General features: G+C 59.9%; 15 protein-coding genes. 4 read left to right on the forward strand and 11 right to left on the reverse strand.

Annotation, left to right across the window (positions count from 1 at the left end; genetic code table 11):
• Positions 1–10: 10 nt before the first annotated feature.
• Genes HDE75_RS04110 through HDE75_RS04125 form a run of 4 tightly spaced genes read left to right on the forward strand, consistent with a single transcriptional unit; the run spans position 11 to position 6717 of the window.
• Positions 11–3181: an efflux RND transporter permease subunit gene (locus HDE75_RS04110; RefSeq protein ID WP_183676097.1), complete on the forward strand. Its 3171-nt coding sequence runs from the start codon at positions 11–13 to the stop codon at positions 3179–3181.
• Positions 3178–4611, forward strand: coding sequence for an efflux transporter outer membrane subunit (locus HDE75_RS04115; protein ID WP_183676096.1), 1434 nt, complete (start codon positions 3178–3180; stop codon positions 4609–4611). The genes HDE75_RS04110 and HDE75_RS04115 overlap by 4 nt, the downstream gene beginning before the upstream one ends.
• Before the next feature lie 17 nt (positions 4612–4628).
• Entirely contained in the window at positions 4629–5309 is a 681-nt protein-coding gene (locus tag HDE75_RS04120; RefSeq protein WP_183676095.1) for a winged helix-turn-helix domain-containing protein, read from the forward strand.
• Complete coding sequence (locus tag HDE75_RS04125) at positions 5302–6717, forward strand: sensor histidine kinase (RefSeq protein ID WP_183676094.1); 1416 nt, start codon at positions 5302–5304, stop codon at positions 6715–6717. The genes HDE75_RS04120 and HDE75_RS04125 overlap by 8 nt, the downstream gene beginning before the upstream one ends.
• A 6-nt stretch (positions 6718–6723) precedes the next feature.
• Here HDE75_RS04125 and ispF read toward each other — a convergent pair whose 3' ends face one another.
• The 11 genes from ispF to nuoI form a co-directional block, all read right to left on the reverse strand.
• Positions 6724–7218, reverse strand: a complete 495-nt coding sequence (ispF, locus tag HDE75_RS04130; RefSeq protein WP_183676093.1) for a 2-C-methyl-D-erythritol 2,4-cyclodiphosphate synthase — start codon at positions 7216–7218, stop codon at positions 6724–6726.
• A gap of 9 nt (positions 7219–7227) precedes the next feature.
• Positions 7228–7932, reverse strand: coding sequence for a 2-C-methyl-D-erythritol 4-phosphate cytidylyltransferase (ispD, locus tag HDE75_RS04135; RefSeq protein ID WP_183676092.1), 705 nt, complete (start codon positions 7930–7932; stop codon positions 7228–7230).
• An 8-nt stretch (positions 7933–7940) separates the two neighbouring features.
• A complete protein-coding gene (locus tag HDE75_RS04140; RefSeq protein WP_260173676.1) occupies positions 7941–8636 on the reverse strand; it encodes a hypothetical protein in 696 nt (231 codons plus the stop codon).
• Positions 8637–8644: 8 nt separating this feature from the next.
• Positions 8645–9202 carry an NUDIX domain-containing protein gene (locus tag HDE75_RS04145; protein ID WP_183676091.1) on the reverse strand — a complete coding sequence of 186 codons (558 nt, stop codon included), beginning with the start codon at positions 9200–9202 and terminating at the stop codon, positions 8645–8647.
• A gap of 57 nt (positions 9203–9259) precedes the next feature.
• Entirely contained in the window at positions 9260–9583 is a 324-nt protein-coding gene (locus HDE75_RS04150; RefSeq protein WP_183676090.1) for a DUF2818 family protein, read from the reverse strand.
• A 3-nt stretch (positions 9584–9586) separates the two neighbouring features.
• Positions 9587–11089 carry an NADH-quinone oxidoreductase subunit NuoN gene (gene nuoN, locus HDE75_RS04155; RefSeq protein ID WP_183676089.1) on the reverse strand — a complete coding sequence of 501 codons (1503 nt, stop codon included), beginning with the start codon at positions 11087–11089 and terminating at the stop codon, positions 9587–9589.
• A 17-nt stretch (positions 11090–11106) separates the two neighbouring features.
• Complete coding sequence (locus tag HDE75_RS04160; RefSeq protein WP_183676088.1) at positions 11107–12606, reverse strand: NADH-quinone oxidoreductase subunit M; 1500 nt, start codon at positions 12604–12606, stop codon at positions 11107–11109.
• Between the two features lie 29 nt (positions 12607–12635).
• Complete coding sequence (nuoL, locus tag HDE75_RS04165; protein ID WP_183676087.1) at positions 12636–14747, reverse strand: NADH-quinone oxidoreductase subunit L; 2112 nt, start codon at positions 14745–14747, stop codon at positions 12636–12638.
• A gap of 46 nt (positions 14748–14793) precedes the next feature.
• Positions 14794–15099: an NADH-quinone oxidoreductase subunit NuoK gene (nuoK, locus tag HDE75_RS04170; protein ID WP_183676647.1), complete on the reverse strand. Its 306-nt coding sequence runs from the start codon at positions 15097–15099 to the stop codon at positions 14794–14796.
• Positions 15099–15731 (reverse strand): NADH-quinone oxidoreductase subunit J, encoded by a 633-nt coding sequence (locus HDE75_RS04175; RefSeq protein ID WP_183676086.1) that lies wholly within the window; start codon positions 15729–15731, stop codon positions 15099–15101. Before HDE75_RS04175 ends, nuoK begins: the two co-directional genes overlap by 1 nt.
• Positions 15732–15797: 66 nt before the next feature.
• Positions 15798–16286, reverse strand: coding sequence for an NADH-quinone oxidoreductase subunit NuoI (gene nuoI / locus HDE75_RS04180; protein WP_010399726.1), 489 nt, complete (start codon positions 16284–16286; stop codon positions 15798–15800).
• Positions 16287–16293 lie beyond the last annotated feature (7 nt).

Here is a 16293-nt window from a genome sequence, read left to right on the forward strand (position 1 = left end):
GGCTGGCACCATGTCACGTTTCTTCATACGCCGCCCCATTTTCGCCATCGTCCTGTCGCTGATCCTGATGCTGGTCGGCGGCATCGCCGTCTTCAAGCTGCCGGTCGAGCAATTCCCGCCCGTTTCGCCGCCAGTGGTGCAGATCGCCGCCACCTTCCCTGGCGCCTCGGCTGAAACCATGCAAAACACGGTGATCCAGGTCATCGAGCAGCAGATGAGCGGTATCGACAACCTGCTGTACATGTCGTCGATCAGCGATGACACCGGCCAGTCGACCACCACCATGACCTTCGCGCCGGGCACCGATCCCGACATCGCGCAAGTCCAGGTGCAAAACAAGCTGCAGGTGGCAACCTCGCGCCTGCCGCCTGAAGTGCAGCAAACCGGTTTGCGCGTGAGCAAGTCCACCAACGATTTCCTGATCGTGGCCGGCTTTGTTTCCGACGACAACAGCATGACCAAGTTCGACATCGCCAACTATGTGGCCTCGAACGTGCAAGACCCGATCAGCCGCCTGCCCGGCGTGGGCAGCCTGACACTGTTCGGTACCCAGTTCGCCATGCGCATCTGGCTCGACCCCGTCAAGCTGACCAGCTACGGCTTGACGCCGATCGACGTCAACCAGGCCATCGCTGCGCAAAACGTGCAGATTTCCGGCGGCCAGCTGGGCGGCACGCCATCCGTGCAAGGCCAGCAACTGAGCGCCACCATCAGCGAAGCAACCCTGCTGCGCACGCCGGACCAGTTCGGCCGCATCCTGCTCAAAGTGCAAGCTGACGGCTCGCGCGTGCGCCTGTCCGACGTGGCCCGCATCGCGCTGGGCCCTGAAAACTACAATGCCGACGTGCGCTACAAAGGCAAGAGCGCGTCCGCCCTGGGCATCCAGCTGGCGCCGGGCGCCAATGCGCTGGCCACCGCCGATGTGGTGCGTTCGCGCCTGGCAGAACTGTCACGCTTTTTCCCGCACGGCCTGCGCGTGGTGTACCCGAACGATGTGACGCCCTTCATCAAGGTCTCGATCGAAGAAGTGGTGAAAACCCTCATCGAAGGCATCGTGCTGGTGTTCCTGGTGATGTATCTGTTCCTGCAAAACGTGCGCGCCACCCTGATCCCGTCGATCACCGTGCCGGTGGTATTGCTGGGGACTTTCGGCATCATGTCGGCGATGGGCTTTACCATCAATACCCTGTCGATGTTCGGCCTGGTGCTGGCGATCGGCTTGCTGGTCGATGACGCCATCGTGGTGGTGGAAAACGTCGAGCGGGTGATGCACGAAGATGGCTTGGGGCCGTTCGAGGCCACGCAAAAAGCCATGGGCCAGATCAGCAGCGCGCTGATCGGCGTGGCGCTGGTGCTGTGCGCCGTGTTCGTGCCGGTGGCTTTCTCCAGCGGCACGGTGGGCGCCATCTACCGCGAATTCTCGCTCACCATCGTCGCCTCGATGCTGCTGTCGGTGTTTGTGGCGCTGACCCTGACGCCGGCCCTGTGCGCCATGCTGCTCAAGCGCCCGGACCCGGAGCACTATGAAAAAGGCGGCTTCTTTGGCTGGTTCAACCGTTCCTTCGACGCCCGCCGCGATGGCTACCTGGGCGGCGTGGCCAGCATCGTGCGCAACAAGCGCGTGTGGCTGGCGCTGTACGTGGCCATCATCGGCGTGGTGATCGCCCTGTTCCTGCATCTGCCTAGCGGCTTCCTGCCGAACGAAGACCAGGGTTATATGTTCGTGCAGGTGCAGACGCCGGCCGGCAGCACGCAGGAACATACGGGCGCCGTGCTCGATGAAGTGAGCAGCTACCTGCTGAAAAACGAGGGCGCGATGGTCGACGCCACGGTGACAATCAACGGCGCCAACTCGAACGGCCGTGGCCAGAACCTGGGCCGTTTGTTCCTGCACCTGCGTCCGTGGGATGAGCGCAAGGGCGAAAAACTGTCGGTCGCTGCCCTCAGCGCACGCGTCGCCGCCCACTACGCCAACTATCAGGGCGCCGTGATCACACCGATCGAACCACCGCCTATCCGCAGCCTGGGCTCTGCATCCGGTTTCGACTTCCAGTTGCAGGACCGCGGCAACCTGGGCCACGATGCGCTGGCCAAGGCGCGCGACCAATTGCTGGAACTGGCCCGCAAGGACCCGGACCTGCTGCAAGTGCGCTACACGGGCCTGGCCGACAATCCGACCTACAAGATCGATATCGACCATGAAAAAGCCGCTGCACTGGGCGTCTCGCTGACCGATATCGACCAGACTTTTTCGACCGCCTGGGGTTCGAAATACATCAATAACTTCTTCGACGTCGATAACCGCATCAAGCGCGTGTATGTACAAGCCGATGCGCAATACCGCATGAATCCTGACGATCTGAAACTGCTGTATGTGCGCAACAAGCAGGGCGATATGGTGCCGTTCTCGGCATTTGCCACCGCCGTCTGGTCGTGGGGCGCGCCGGCCATGCAGCGTTATAACGGCGTGGAATCGGCAGAAATCCTCGGTAAACCGGCAGTTGGCAAGAGTACCGGCCAGGCGATGGCTGCGATGGAACGGCTGGCGCAGCAATTGCCACCGGGCATAGGCTACGAGTGGAGCGGCATTTCGCTGCAGGAATCGCAAGCCGGTGCGCAAGCGCCGCTGCTGTACGGCTTGTCCATCCTGGTCGTGTTTTTGAGTCTGGCAGCGCTGTATGAGAGCTGGTCGGTGCCGCTGTCCGTGATCCTGGTGGTGCCGATTGGCGTGCTCGGTGCGCTGGGCGCGGCCAGCCTGTTCGGCATGCAGAACGATGTGTACTTCCAGGTTGGACTGTTGACCACCATCGGCCTGTCGGCCAAGAACGCGATCCTGATCGTGGAATTTGCGCGTGAATTGCAAGAGCATGGCGCTACCTCGCTGACAGCTGCCATGCAGGCCGCCAAGCTGCGTTTGCGTCCGATTATCATGACCTCGATGGCCTTCGTGCTGGGTGTGCTGCCACTGGCGCTGGCCAGCGGTGCTGGCGCGGCCAGCCAGAAAGCGCTGGGCATCGGCGTGATCGGCGGCATGATGAGCGCGACCTTCCTGGCGACCTTCATGATCCCCATGTTTTATGTATTGGTGGCAGGCAAGTCGAAAAAGACTGCCGACACCCACGGCGCACCTGCAACACCAGCCACACCGGCCGCACCAGCAGCAGAAGGAGCACATCAATGACTTATCTGAAAACCATCGCGGCCGCCGTCAGCGCCGCCCTGCTGGCTGGCTGCAGCCTGCAGGAACCGTATGTGCGTCCTGATACGACGGCCCAGCCGGCCTATCCGACCGGTAGCGCCTATCCTGGCGCTGGCGCAACAAGCAACACGACGGCAGCAGCCGACACCGGCTGGGCCGAGTTTTTAGGCGATCCTGCGCTGCGCCGCCTGGTCGGCATCGCGCTGGAAAACAACCGCGACCTGCGCGTGGCCATGCTGCGCGTGGAACAGGCCCGGGCGCAGCTGCAATTGCAGCGCGCCGCCCTGGTGCCGCAAGTGGGCCTGGCGGCCGGCAGCAGCGACAGCAAGAACAATTCGTCCAGCAGCGACGACAGCAACCGCAACCATGCACCGCTGCATACGCAAAGCGTGGCCTTGTCGGCTTCGTGGGAAGCCGATTTCTTTGGCCGTTTGCAAAGCCTGAGCGACGAAGCGCGCGAGCAATACCTGGCCACGTCCTATGCACGCCAGGCGGCGCAAATCGCACTGGTGGCGCAAGTGAGCGAGCAATACCTGAGCTTGCTGGCCGCCGGCGAACAGCTGGCCGTCAGCGATTCGACGGTAGCGGCAGCGCAGGAATCGTGGCGCATCAACAAGCTGCGCTATGACACGGGCAGCGGTTCGGAAATCGACGCCACCCTGGCGCTGGGTATCCTGCAGCAGGCGCAAGCGAACCAGACGGCGCAGACGCGCTTGAAGGCGCAGGCAGAAAACGCGCTGGTGCTGCTGCTGGGCCAACCGTTGCCGGCCGATTTGCCAGCCGCCGTACCGTTGCGCCAGCTGACCCTGATGGCCGACGTACCGGCCGGCCTGCCGTCGGATTTGCTGCTGCGCCGTCCTGACGTGCAGCAGGCCGAAGCGCAGCTGCGGGCAGAAAATGCCCATATCGGCGCGGCGCGGGCCGCCTTCTTCCCGCGCATCACCCTGACGGCAGCGGCTGGCACAGCCAGTTCCGGCCTGGGCAGCCTGTTCCAGGCCGGTTCGGGCGCCTGGACCTTTGCGCCGCAATTGCTGCTCCCCCTGTTCGACGGCGGCGCCAACCAGGCTAACCTGGACGCGGCCCGCATCGGCAAGGATATTGGCGTCGCGCAATACCAGAAAAGTGTACAGTCGGCTTTCCGCGAAGTGGCCGATGGCCTGGCTGCGCGTGGCACGTATGACAAGGAACTGGAATCACGCCAGCAGTACAGTGATACCCAGCAACGCCGTCTGGTCCTGGCCGAGTTGCGTTACAACAATGGTATCGATGATTACCTGAGCGTACTGAGCGCCAAGACTGACCTGTACAATGCGCAAACCGCGCTGGTAACGGCGCGCCTGAACCGCTGGAACAGCATGCTGGAGCTTTACCGTGCACTGGGCGGTGGCTGGCGCGAGCATAGCGCGACCTGATCAAGACGAGGCTGGCAGTGAAATTACTCTTAGTGGAAGACAACGAACGCGTTTCGCGTTTCGTCATCAAGGGCTTGAGTGAGGCGGGACACACCGTCGACCATGCCGATAATGGCCGCGACGGCATGTACCACGCCGTCAGCGCCACCTATGACGCCATCATCATGGACCGGCTGCTGCCGGGAGGCATCGATGGGCTGGTGATCGTGGAAACGCTGCGCAAGAGCGGCAACCGCGTGCCCATCTTGATCCTCAGTGCCCTCGATGGCGTGGATGACCGTATCCGCGGCTTGAAGAGCGGCGGCGACGATTATCTGATCAAGCCCTTTGCTTTTGGAGAACTGCTGGCCCGCCTCGATGCGCTGCTGCGCCGTTCGCAGGAAAAAAGCGTGGAAACGAGCTTGTCGCTGGGCGGCTTGACGATCGACCTGCTGACCCACAAGGTGATGCGGGACGGCCGCCAGCTGGCCCTGCAGCCGCGCGAATTCAAGCTGCTGGAGTATCTGCTGCGCCATGCGAACCAGGTGGTGACGCGCACCATGCTGCTGGAAAACGTGTGGGATTACCATTTCGACCCGCAAACCAATGTGATCGATGTACATATCAGCAAGCTGCGTCAAAAGATCGATGCAGGTTTCCCCACCCAGCTGCTGCGCACCGTGCGCAGCGCCGGTTACATGCTGAGCGATCATGCCTAAGCTGCCGATCAGACTGCTGCCGCGCCTGAGCCTGCCCGGCTTTTCCGCGCGCACCCTGGCCATCGGTTATGTCGCCGTCAGCCTGATCGTACTGGCCATGTTCGCCGGCCCGCTGTGGTTTAGCTGGAGCACCAATGTGGAACAGGTGCGCACGGAACTGCTGCAATCGGATACCCACCGCTTGCACCAGCTCTACCTGCGCAACGGCCCCGAAGCACTGGCAGCCGCCATCAACGCGCAAACGGGCACGTCCTACCAGGGCGTGGGCAAGCTGATGCTGCTGATCGGTCCGGATGGCAAGAAACTGGCTGGCAACCTTGATGAATGGCCCGTCAATGTTCACGGCAATAGCCAGCCCTGCGCCAAGCGCATCATGATCGATGGCCAGTATCAGAATGTGGAATTGACGAATGGCGTCTTGCCAGGCGGCTACAAGCTCTTGATTGCCAGCAGCTTGAACCGTTTTGAAAACCTGGAAGCCATATTTATCTATGGCTTGCTGGGCTGCGCCGCCACGGTACTAATGGTGGCAATACTGGGCGCCCTGCTGATACGGCGCGTGATGCTGAGCAAGGTAGACGGCATCAGCCAGACCACCACTGCCATCATCGCCGGCAAGCTGTCGCAGCGCCTGCCTGCTCCCAGCCAGGGCGACGACCTGGAAATGCTGACCTATACGGTCAATGGCATGCTGGACCAGATCGAACACCTGGTGCACAGCGTGCAGGATGTCTCGAATTCGATTGCGCACGACTTGCGCACGCCGCTGACGGAACTGCGCACCCGGCTGGAAGAGTTGACAGTCACGCGCCCGCCGGAAGCGGAAACCTATGCCGAGATCGACGCGGCCATCAACGATGTGGACCGCGTGATGGCTATCTTTAACGCCTTGCTGCGGCTGGCCGAAATCGACAGCGGCACGCGCCGCGGCGGCTTTGTGCCGGTCGACCTGGCGCGCCTGACGGCCGAAGTGGCAGAGTTCTACCTGCCGGTGGCCGAACTCAATGAAATCAGCCTGACGTTCGAACCACTCGGCATGCTGCAGACCGAAGGCGATCCGCTGCTGCTGGCCCAGGCGTTGGGCAACCTGGTGGAAAACGCGCTGAAATATGCACCGGCCCATGGCCGCATCGCCATTACGGCCCAGCGCTGCAACGAGCAATTGATACAGCTGACGGTGGCCGACAATGGCCCCGGCGTGCCCGAGCATGAACGGGCGCGCGTGGTGGAACGCTTCTACCGCAGCGACAGCAGCCGTGGCACGCCGGGCGTGGGACTGGGCCTGGCGCTGGTCTCTTCCGTGGCGCGCCTGCATTGCGGCACGCTGGAACTGCAAGACAACCGGCCGGGCCTGCGCGCGGTGCTGTACCTGAGCGTGCCGCGCCACGCCACGCCATCGCTCGCCTAAGGTAGCTTAAACCGGCAGCAGCAGTGCTACCGCCTCGGCCGCGATACCCTCTTCGCGACCCAGGTAGCCCAGCTTTTCATTGGTCTTGGCCTTGATATTGACCTGGCCGACCGCCACGCCCAGATCCTCGGCCACATTGGCGCACATGGCGGCGATATGCGGCGCCATCTTCGGGCGCTGGGCGATGATGGTGGCGTCGATATTGCCGACCACATAACCAGCTGCACGCACGCGCAGCACGGCTTCACGCAGCAGGGTGCGCGAATCGGCGCCCTTGAACTGGACGTCCGTGTCCGGGAAATGGCGGCCGATATCGCCCAGCGCGGCGGCGCCAAAGATGGCGTCGGTGATCGCGTGCAGCAGCACGTCGGCATCGGAATGGCCGAGCAAGCCCAAGTGATGGGGAATCTTCACGCCGCCGATGATCAGGTCGCGGTGTTCAACCAGCGCGTGGCAGTCGTAGCCCTGGCCGATGCGGAAGGGAAGGATGGGAGTCGTCATGGTAACTTTTCAAAAAGAATGGAGTAAATACAGTTCGGCCGCGTCTATATCGCGCGGCAAGGTGACTTTCAGGTTGCGCGGGTGGCCCTCGATGAGTTTCGGCGACAGGCCCAGCGCTTCGATCGCACTGGCGTCATCCGTGATCGCTAAAGGATCAGGCGCTTCGGACAGCGCGCGGCGCAGCAATGCATAACTGAACATTTGCGGCGTTTGCGCCAGCCACAGTCCATCGCGGGGCACGGTGGCAGCCGACAAGCTGCCCTGCCCTGCCCGTTTCACCGTATCGACCACCGGCAAGGCCAGCAAGCCACCGGCCGGGTGATCACCGGTTTCCGTGATCAGTTTCTCGATCAGCGCCGGCGTCAGGCCCGGCCGGGCTGCATCGTGCACCAGCACCTGATCGTGCTCATTGAGCTTGCCCTGCAGAACTTGCAAGGCATTCAAAATCGTTTCCATGCGCGTGGCGCCGCCGCAGCGCAAGACCGTCACGCCCGCAGCAGGCACGACGGCGTCGATCTGCTCATCATCGGCGCTGACCACCACATAGGTGTGGGTAATCCACGAACTGGCCAGAAAGGCGTCGAGCGCGTGGCGCAGCATGGGCTTACCGGCAAGCGGCAGATATTGCTTGGGACTGGCCGCCTGCATGCGCGCACCCACGCCGGCGGCGGGGATCAGCGCAAAGTAGCGCGGCGTGATCGTTACTGTTGTCATGTACTTCCTTACTTCGGAGGCGGGACTTTGCCCGCCAGAATATTCTGTATTTCGCCATTGCACGCCTTGCTCAGGCGCGCATATTCCTGTGGCGAATCGATGGCTGCTTGCAATACTTCCACCTTGCGCATTTCCGCCTTGATGTAAGGCAGCCAGCCCGTATCGATTTCACGCGCCAGGGCCGCCTTGGCCGTGCCGCCGGGCGCATACAGGGGCCGCGCCTCGAAGCGTTTCGCCAGTGCGGCGCGGACGATTTTTTCCACCCGCGGCAAATGCTCCATATAGGTTTTCATATGCCGCAGTTCATGCGCCAGTATCTCATCATATGCGCAGGTACCGGGAGCAAACTCGCGGCCGATGTAAATCATCACCGGCGCATAGCTCAGGCTCACGGCTATCTGCGGCGCCACGCATTCATAGCCACTGACGGGATCTTGCAGCATGGGACCGGCCAGTGCGATCTTGACCTGCGAATCGGTCTTGGTCAGCCCCAGCACCCAGGTGTTCGCCCGCGCCACGCCCTTCATCACGGTCAGCGCCTTGTACGGCAGATGCGTGTCGATGCTGTAGCCATTCTGCTGCGCCGTCAGCACCGAGACCGTCTTGCTGATGGTGTCTTCGCAACGGATCTGGAATGGCGTGCGCGCTGCCGCCTGTGCGCCCAATATAGGTAGCAACAGCAACAAGTAGATCAGCGCACGCATGCTCAAGCTCAGGCCGGCTGCCAGGCGCCGCTGGTGATTTTATCGAGCCAGAAGATGCCGATCACCGTCTTCACGTCGGTGATCGTGCCGTCGCGCACCCAGTCCAGCAATTGCGGCACGGTGGCCGTAAACGTTTCCAGGAATTCGCCTTCGTCGAGCTGGCGCTCACCGGCCACCAGGCCACGCGCCAGATACAGTTCCAGGTGTTCGTCAGAATAGGCGATGGCGTTGTGGATGGTGGTGACGAATTGCCAGTCGCTGGCCGTGTAGCCCGTTTCTTCCAGCAATTCTCGCTGGGCGCACGCCAGGTGGGCTTCGCCCGCATCGATCTTGCCAGCCGGAAATTCAATGAACACGCGGTCCAGCGGATAACGGAACTGGCGCTCCATCAGCACCGTGCCATCGTCCAATAGCGGCAAGATCACCACGGCGCCCGGATGCAAAATGAATTCGCGCGCCGTGATGCTGCCGTCAGGCAAAGTCACCAGGTCGCGCTGCACTTGCAGAAAACCGCCCTGGTAAACGACTTCGCCATCGACCTTGGTTTCTATCAAATTCGTATCCATGCATTTCCTCAAGTTCAATAAAAAACGGCGCCAGAGGCGCCGTTTTAAGGGATGTTGCTATCGGCGTTTGCGCAAGTATTTCATCACAAAACCGGGAAAGGCCAATACCAGGAACAAACAGCCGGTAATGGCATAAAACTCCCACGTCTGCGGGAAGCCATTGCCGATGCGCGATTCCAGCGTAAAGGCCAGTGCGCCGACGATGAAGTACAGCAGCACCATTTCCAGCAGGCGCAGGCCCAGCGGCTTGCGCCAGCCCTGCTCGGCTTGCGCCGCCTTTTTCAAGGGCACCAGGGCCAACAGCTTTTCATTAAAGAAAGGCAGATTGGCGCCCAGGATGCCCAGAACAATCACCAGCCAGCTGGAGGCGTTGACATCCATCTATCAGGACGCCAGGGTCTTGCTGATGGCCGTAGCGCAAGCTGCCAGCAGCCCTTCAGGCAACGCACCCAGTACCAGTACCAGCACGCCGTTCAGGATCAGCACGATGCGCATGTCGCCATGCACCACCAGCGGGTTGTTGTCGGTAGGCTCATCGAACCACATCATCTTGACGACGCGCAGGTAGTAGAAGGCGCCGATCAGCGAGAACAGCACGGCAGCAATCGTCAGCCAGATCTGGCCGGTAGCCAGCACCGAGGCCAGCACCGAGTACTTGGCCATGAAGCCCATCAGTGGCGGTACGCCAGCCAGCGAGAACATGAAGGCCGTCATCACCAGCGCGAACACCGGGCTGCGTTTGCCCAGGCCCTTGAAGTCGGCCAGTTCTTCTGCTTCGAAGCCGTTGCGGGCCAGCAGCATGATCACGCCAAAGGTACCCAGGGTGGTGAACACATAGGTAACGACATAGTACATGGCCGAACCGTAGGCAGCGGCAGCACCGGTGGCGTTGAGGATATTGCCTGGCATCGGAATCGTGCCAGCCATCAGGCCCAGCAGCACGAAGCCCATTTGCGCGATGGTCGAGTACGCCAGCATACGCTTCAGATTGGTTTGTGCAATCGCCGTGAAGTTACCGATCGCCAGCGACAGGACCGCCAGGATCAGCAACATCTGTTGCCAGTCGCGTGCCATTGGCAGCAAGCCTTCCACCAGCAGACGCAGGGTGATGGCGAACGCAGCCAGTTTTGGCGCTGCGCCCAGCAGCAGGGTCACGGCCGTTGGCGAACCTTGATAGACGTCAGGCACCCACATGTGGAATGGCACGACGCCCAGTTTGAAGGCCAGGCCGGCAACCAGGAACACCAGGCCGAAGACCATGATGGTGCCGTTGGCGGTACCATTTTCCAGCGCTGCGCGCACTACGCCCAGGTCCAGCGAGCCGGTGGCGCCGTACAGCATCGAGATACCGTACAACATGAAACCGGAAGCCAGCGCGCCCAGGATGAAGTACTTCATGGCCGCTTCGGTGGCCTTGGCGTTATCACGGCGCAGAGCGATCAGTGCGTACAGCGACAGCGACATCAGTTCCAGACCCAGGTAGATGATCAGGAAGCTGTTGGCCGAGATCATGATCATCTGGCCCAGCAATGCAAACAGGGCCAGCACGTAGAACTCGCCGCCCAGGTTACCCGACAGCATGGTGCGGTCGGTGGCATAGCTGCGCGAGTAGATCAGGGTCAGCGCCACGGCGCCGTAGGAGAACAGTTTCAGCAGGTGCGACATCGGGTCTGCCACGAACATATTATTGAACGTGTAGACAGTGGTGCCGGCGTTGAAGTCGCCCACTGTCAGGAAGGCGCAGCCTGCCAGGGTCAGCAGCGACAGCGCATACGTGTAGTTACGCTTCGCCGCAGGCAAGAACATATCGATCAGCAAGATGGCCGAGGTGGCAATCAGCAGAAAGATTTCCGCGTACAGCGGTACCAGATTAGGTGCATTAGTCATGTTATCGGTCTTCGTATTTAAGGCAACTTGCTGGTGGCGACATGCTGGAGCAGGTCAGCGACCGAAGTCTGCATCGTGTCGGTGAACGGGGCTGGGTACAGACCCATCACGAGCACGGCGATGGCCAGCACAGCAAGCATGAAGAATTCACGTTTGTTGACGTCGGTCAGTTCAGCCACATGCTTGTTCTTGATCTTGCCGAACACAACGCGTTTGGCCATCCACAGCGAGTAAGCCGCGCCCCAGATCAGTGCCGTTGCAGCCAGCAGACCAATCCAGAAGTTGAATTTCACCGCGCCCAAGATCACCATGAACTCGCCCACGAAACCGGAGGTCGCTGGCAAACCGCAGTTAGCCATCGAGAACAGCACGAAGAAGGCAGCAAATTTAGGCATGCGGTTCACGACACCACCGTAGTCGGCGATGTTACGGGTATGCATGCGGTCATACAGCACGCCGATGCACAGGAACATCGCGCCGGAGATAAAGCCGTGCGACACCATCTGCACGATACCGCCCTGCACCGAGATGTCGTTGAACATGAAGAAGCCCAGGGTGACAAAACCCATGTGCGCGATCGACGAATAGGCGACCAGTTTTTTCATGTCGGTTTGCACCAGGGCCACCAGGCCGATGTAGATCACGGCGATCAGCGACAAGGTGATCATGAAGCCGGACAGATAGTGCGCAGCATCAGGCGTAATTGGCAGGGAGAAACGCAGGAAGCCGTAAGCGCCCAGTTTCAGCATGATCGCGGCCAGCACAGCGGAACCACCGGTAGGCGCTTCGACGTGGACGTCTGGCAACCAGGTGTGGACCGGGAACATCGGCACCTTGACGGCAAACGCCATCAGGAAGGCCAGGAAGATGAGGATCTGTTCGTGCATCGTCAGCTTGAACGCGTGCCAGGCCAGGATATCGAAGGTGCCCGAAACGGTGCGCAGGTAGATGATGGCAACCAGGGTCAGCAGCGAACCGAAGAAGGTGTACAGGAAGAACTTGAACGAAGCGTACACGCGGTTCGAACCACCCCAGATACCGATGATGATAAACATCGGGATCAGGGTTGCTTCAAAGAAGAAGTAGAACAGCAAGCCGTCCAGCGCGCAGAACACGCCGATCATCAGGCCCGACAGGATCAAAAACGCACCCATGTACTGGGCGATGCGCTTCTCGATCACTTGCCAGGCGGAAATCACCACGATCACCGTGATGAACGCCGTCAGCGGCACGAACCACAGCGACAGGCCGTCGATACCCAGCGAGTACCAGATATTGAAGGTTTGAATCCACGGCGATTTCTCGACGAATTGCATGCCGTGTGCGGCGTTGTCGAAATGTTGGATCAGCGGCAAGGTGCACAGCATGCTGAGCACCGCGCCAGCCAGCGACAGCCAGCGGGTGAAACCCGCTTTGCTGTCACGGCCGAGAGCCAGGACCAGGACGCCGCAAATAATCGGCACCCAGATCGAGAGACTCAGGTAAGGAGGTAGGGTAGAAATCGTAGACTGCATCATGGTTCTCAGTATTCTTTTATCAGGTCAGCTTACTTGGCAGGCCAAACTGGCAGGAAATAGATCAGGAAGCCCAGCACGCCCAGGATCATCACGAATGCATAGTGATAGATGTAACCGGTTTGCAGTACCCGCGACAGCGAGGACAGCCAGCCAACCAGCTTGGCGCTACCGTTGACCAGCAGGCCATCGATCAGCTTCTTGTCACCGAAGTTCCACAGGCCGTTACCCAGCAAACGGGCACCGCCGGCGAACACAACTTCATTGAACTTGTCCATGTAGTACTTATTGTCCAGCAAGGTATGGATCGCCTTGAATTTCGCAAAGAACCAGGCCGGTACGCGCGGGTTGACCATATAGCAGTAGTAAGCAGCTACCACGCCGGACAGGGCCAGCCAGAACGGTGCAGTCGTCAGACCGTGCAGCGCCATTGCCAGCGCGCCATGGAATTCATGCGACAGCTCTTCCATTGCCGGATGGTTTTCACCGACAAAGATCACGCCCTTGAAGAAATCGCCATGCAGCATCGGGCCGATGGCCAGGTAACCGACGATCAGCGAAGGAATCGCCAGCATCACCAGTGGGAACCACACCACGAATGGCGATTCATGCGGCTTCTGGCCAGGCTCCAGACCGTGGTGCGCGTGGTCGTCTTCTTCCTCTTCTTCATGGTGGTCATCATGTGCATCACCGTGGGCGCCATGGGCAGCCTTAGGTGCATGGTGGTCGTCATGGGCGTGGGCATCATGAGCGTGACCTTGGCCGAAACGTTCCTTGCCGTGGAAGACCAGGAAATACATACGGAACGAGTAGAAGGCCGTGACGAAAACGCCAGCCAGCACGGCGAACTGGGCAAAGCCAGCACCCCAGATATGCGTTGCCTCAACAGCTTCGATGATGCTGTCCTTCGAGTAGAAACCCGAGAACAATGGCGTACCGATCAGGGCCAGCGAACCGATCAGCGAAGTGATCCAGGTAATCGGCATGTATTTACGCAAGCCACCCATGTTGCGGATGTCTTGATCATGGTGCATGCCGATGATGACCGAACCGGCGCCCAGGAACAGCAGTGCCTTGAAGAATGCGTGGGTCATCAGGTGGAACACGGCCACCGAGTAGGCGGACGAGCCCAGTGCCACGGTCATGTAGCCCAGCTGCGACAGGGTCGAGTAAGCAACCACGCGCTTGATGTCGTTCTGGATGATGCCCAGGAAACCCATGAACAGTGCCGTGATGGAACCGATCACCAGGATGAAGGACAGTGCCGTGTCGGACAATTCAAACAGCGGCGACATGCGCGAGACCATGAAGATACCGGCCGTCACCATGGTTGCGGCGTGGATCAGTGCCGAAATCGGGGTTGGGCCTTCCATCGAGTCTGGCAGCCAGACGTGCAGCGGGAATTGCGCCGATTTACCCATCGCGCCGATAAACAGGCAGATGCAGGCGACGGTCAGCAGCGCCCAGTCGGTACCTGGCAAGGTCAGCAATGCCAGTGCGTCTTTCTTGGCGAACACTTCTTGATAGTTCATGGTGCCGGCAAACGCCAGCAGCAGGCCGATGCCCAGGATGAAGCCGAAGTCGCCCACGCGGTTGACCAGGAACGCCTTCATGTTGGCCACGATGGCCGTCGGACGCTGGTACCAGAAACCGATCAGCAGGTAAGACACCAGGCCCACGGCTTCCCAACCGAAGAACAGTTGCAGGAAGTTGTTGGCCATGACCAGCATCAGCATCGAGAAGGTGAACAGCGAGATGTAGGAGAAGAAGCGGTTGTAGCCTTCGTCATCCTTCATGTAGCCGATCGTGTAGATATGCACCATCAGCGAGACGAAGGTGACCACGCACATCATCATCGCCGACAGCGAATCGATCTGGAAGCCCACTTCCATCTTCAGGGTGCCGATCGTCATCCAGTTATAGATCGTGCCATTGAATGTCGCGCCATCCACCACTGCCAGCAACGTGTGCACGGACAGGATGAATGCGATCAGTACGCCCAGGATTGTCGCGGTATGCGACGTCTTGCGACCGACCAAATTACCCAGGAACTGGGTGCCAAGCAAACCTGCAATCGCGGCACCGGCTAGCGGCGCCAGCGGTACGGCAAGAAGGAGGTTAGGGTTGAGGAGTTGCCCCGCCATGATAAACCTTAATCGTTATTATTCGAGAGATCGAGTCTGAAAAACATCAGCCTTTGAGGCTGTCCAGGTCTTCGACGTTGATGGTATCCAGATTACGGAACATCACCACCAGAATAGCCAGACCGATAGCCGACTCAGCGGCGGCAACCGTCAGGATGAAGAAAACGAAGATCTGACCGGCCGCGTCACCCAAGTAATGGGAAAACGCGATGAAATTCATATTCACCGCCAGCAGCATCAATTCGATTGCCATCAGCAATACGATGATGTTCTTGCGGTTCAGGAAAATCCCGACGATCGAGATTGCGAACAGGATCGCGCCCAGGACCAAATAATGTGTCAGCGTTAATATCATGGTGCCTCCTTGACTTCTGGCTCAGCTGCTGGACGCTCGACAACCGCATCCATCTTGATGATCTTCAGGCGGTCATTGCGCTTGACGCGCACTGCATCGCCAGGTGCGAAATGCTTGGTGTCCTTGCGTTTGCGCAGGGTCAGCGCGACAGCGGCAACGATGGCCACCAGCAGCACGACAGCAGCGATTTCAAATGCGAACACATATTTCGTGTAGATCAGCATGCCCAGTTCCTTGGTGCCGCCCAGGTTCACGCCTTCAGCCACCACGTTCGGTGCGAAGTCGCGGAAACCGTGCCACAACACAGCCGCCATTTCCAGCACGATGATCGCGCCGACGGTGGCAGCCAATGGCAGATAGCCCCAGAAGCCTTCGCGCATGCGGTCGATATTGATATCGAGCATCATGACCACGAAGAGGAACAGCACCATCACGGCGCCGACATACACCAATACCAGCACGATGGCCAGGAATTCAGCTTGCAGCAGCATCCAGATGCCTGCCGCGGAAAAGAAGGACAGTACCAAAAACAGTACTGCGTGGACCGGATTACGGGCCGTGATAACGCGCGTCGCCGCTATGATCAGAATCAGCGAGAAGGCGTAAAACAAAATTGTTTTAAAGTCCATAAAAAACCCAATAGACGTACAGATGAACGAGGGGCGCGCCGCAGCCCGTAGGCTGCGGCGCATCCATCAGCGATAAGGTGCGTCGGCGGCGCGCGCAGCGGCGATGTCATTTTCATAACGATCACCTACGGCCAGCAACATCTCTTTCGTGTAATACAAATCCCCGCGTTTCTCGCCGTGGTATTCCAGGATTTGCGTCTCGACGATCGAATCGACCGGGCAGGACTCTTCGCAGAAACCGCAGAAGATGCACTTGGTCAAATCAATATCGTAACGCGTGGTGCGGCGCGAACCGTCGTCACGCTGTTCCGATTCGATCGTGATGGCCATCGCCGGGCAAACTGCTTCGCACAGTTTGCAGGCGATGCAACGTTCTTCGCCATTCGGGTAGCGGCGCAGCGCGTGCAAGCCACGGAAACGCGGCGAGATCGGTGTCTTCTCTTCCGGGAATTGCACCGTGATCTTGCGCGAAAACATGTACTTGCCTGTCAGCGCCATGCCCTTGATCAGCTCGCCTAACAATAGGCTGCTGAAGAAATCTTTTACCTTATCCATTCGTATG

The sequence above is a fragment of the Janthinobacterium silvisoli genome, assembly GCF_014200725.1.
GTDB lineage: Bacteria > Pseudomonadota > Gammaproteobacteria > Burkholderiales > Burkholderiaceae_D > Janthinobacterium.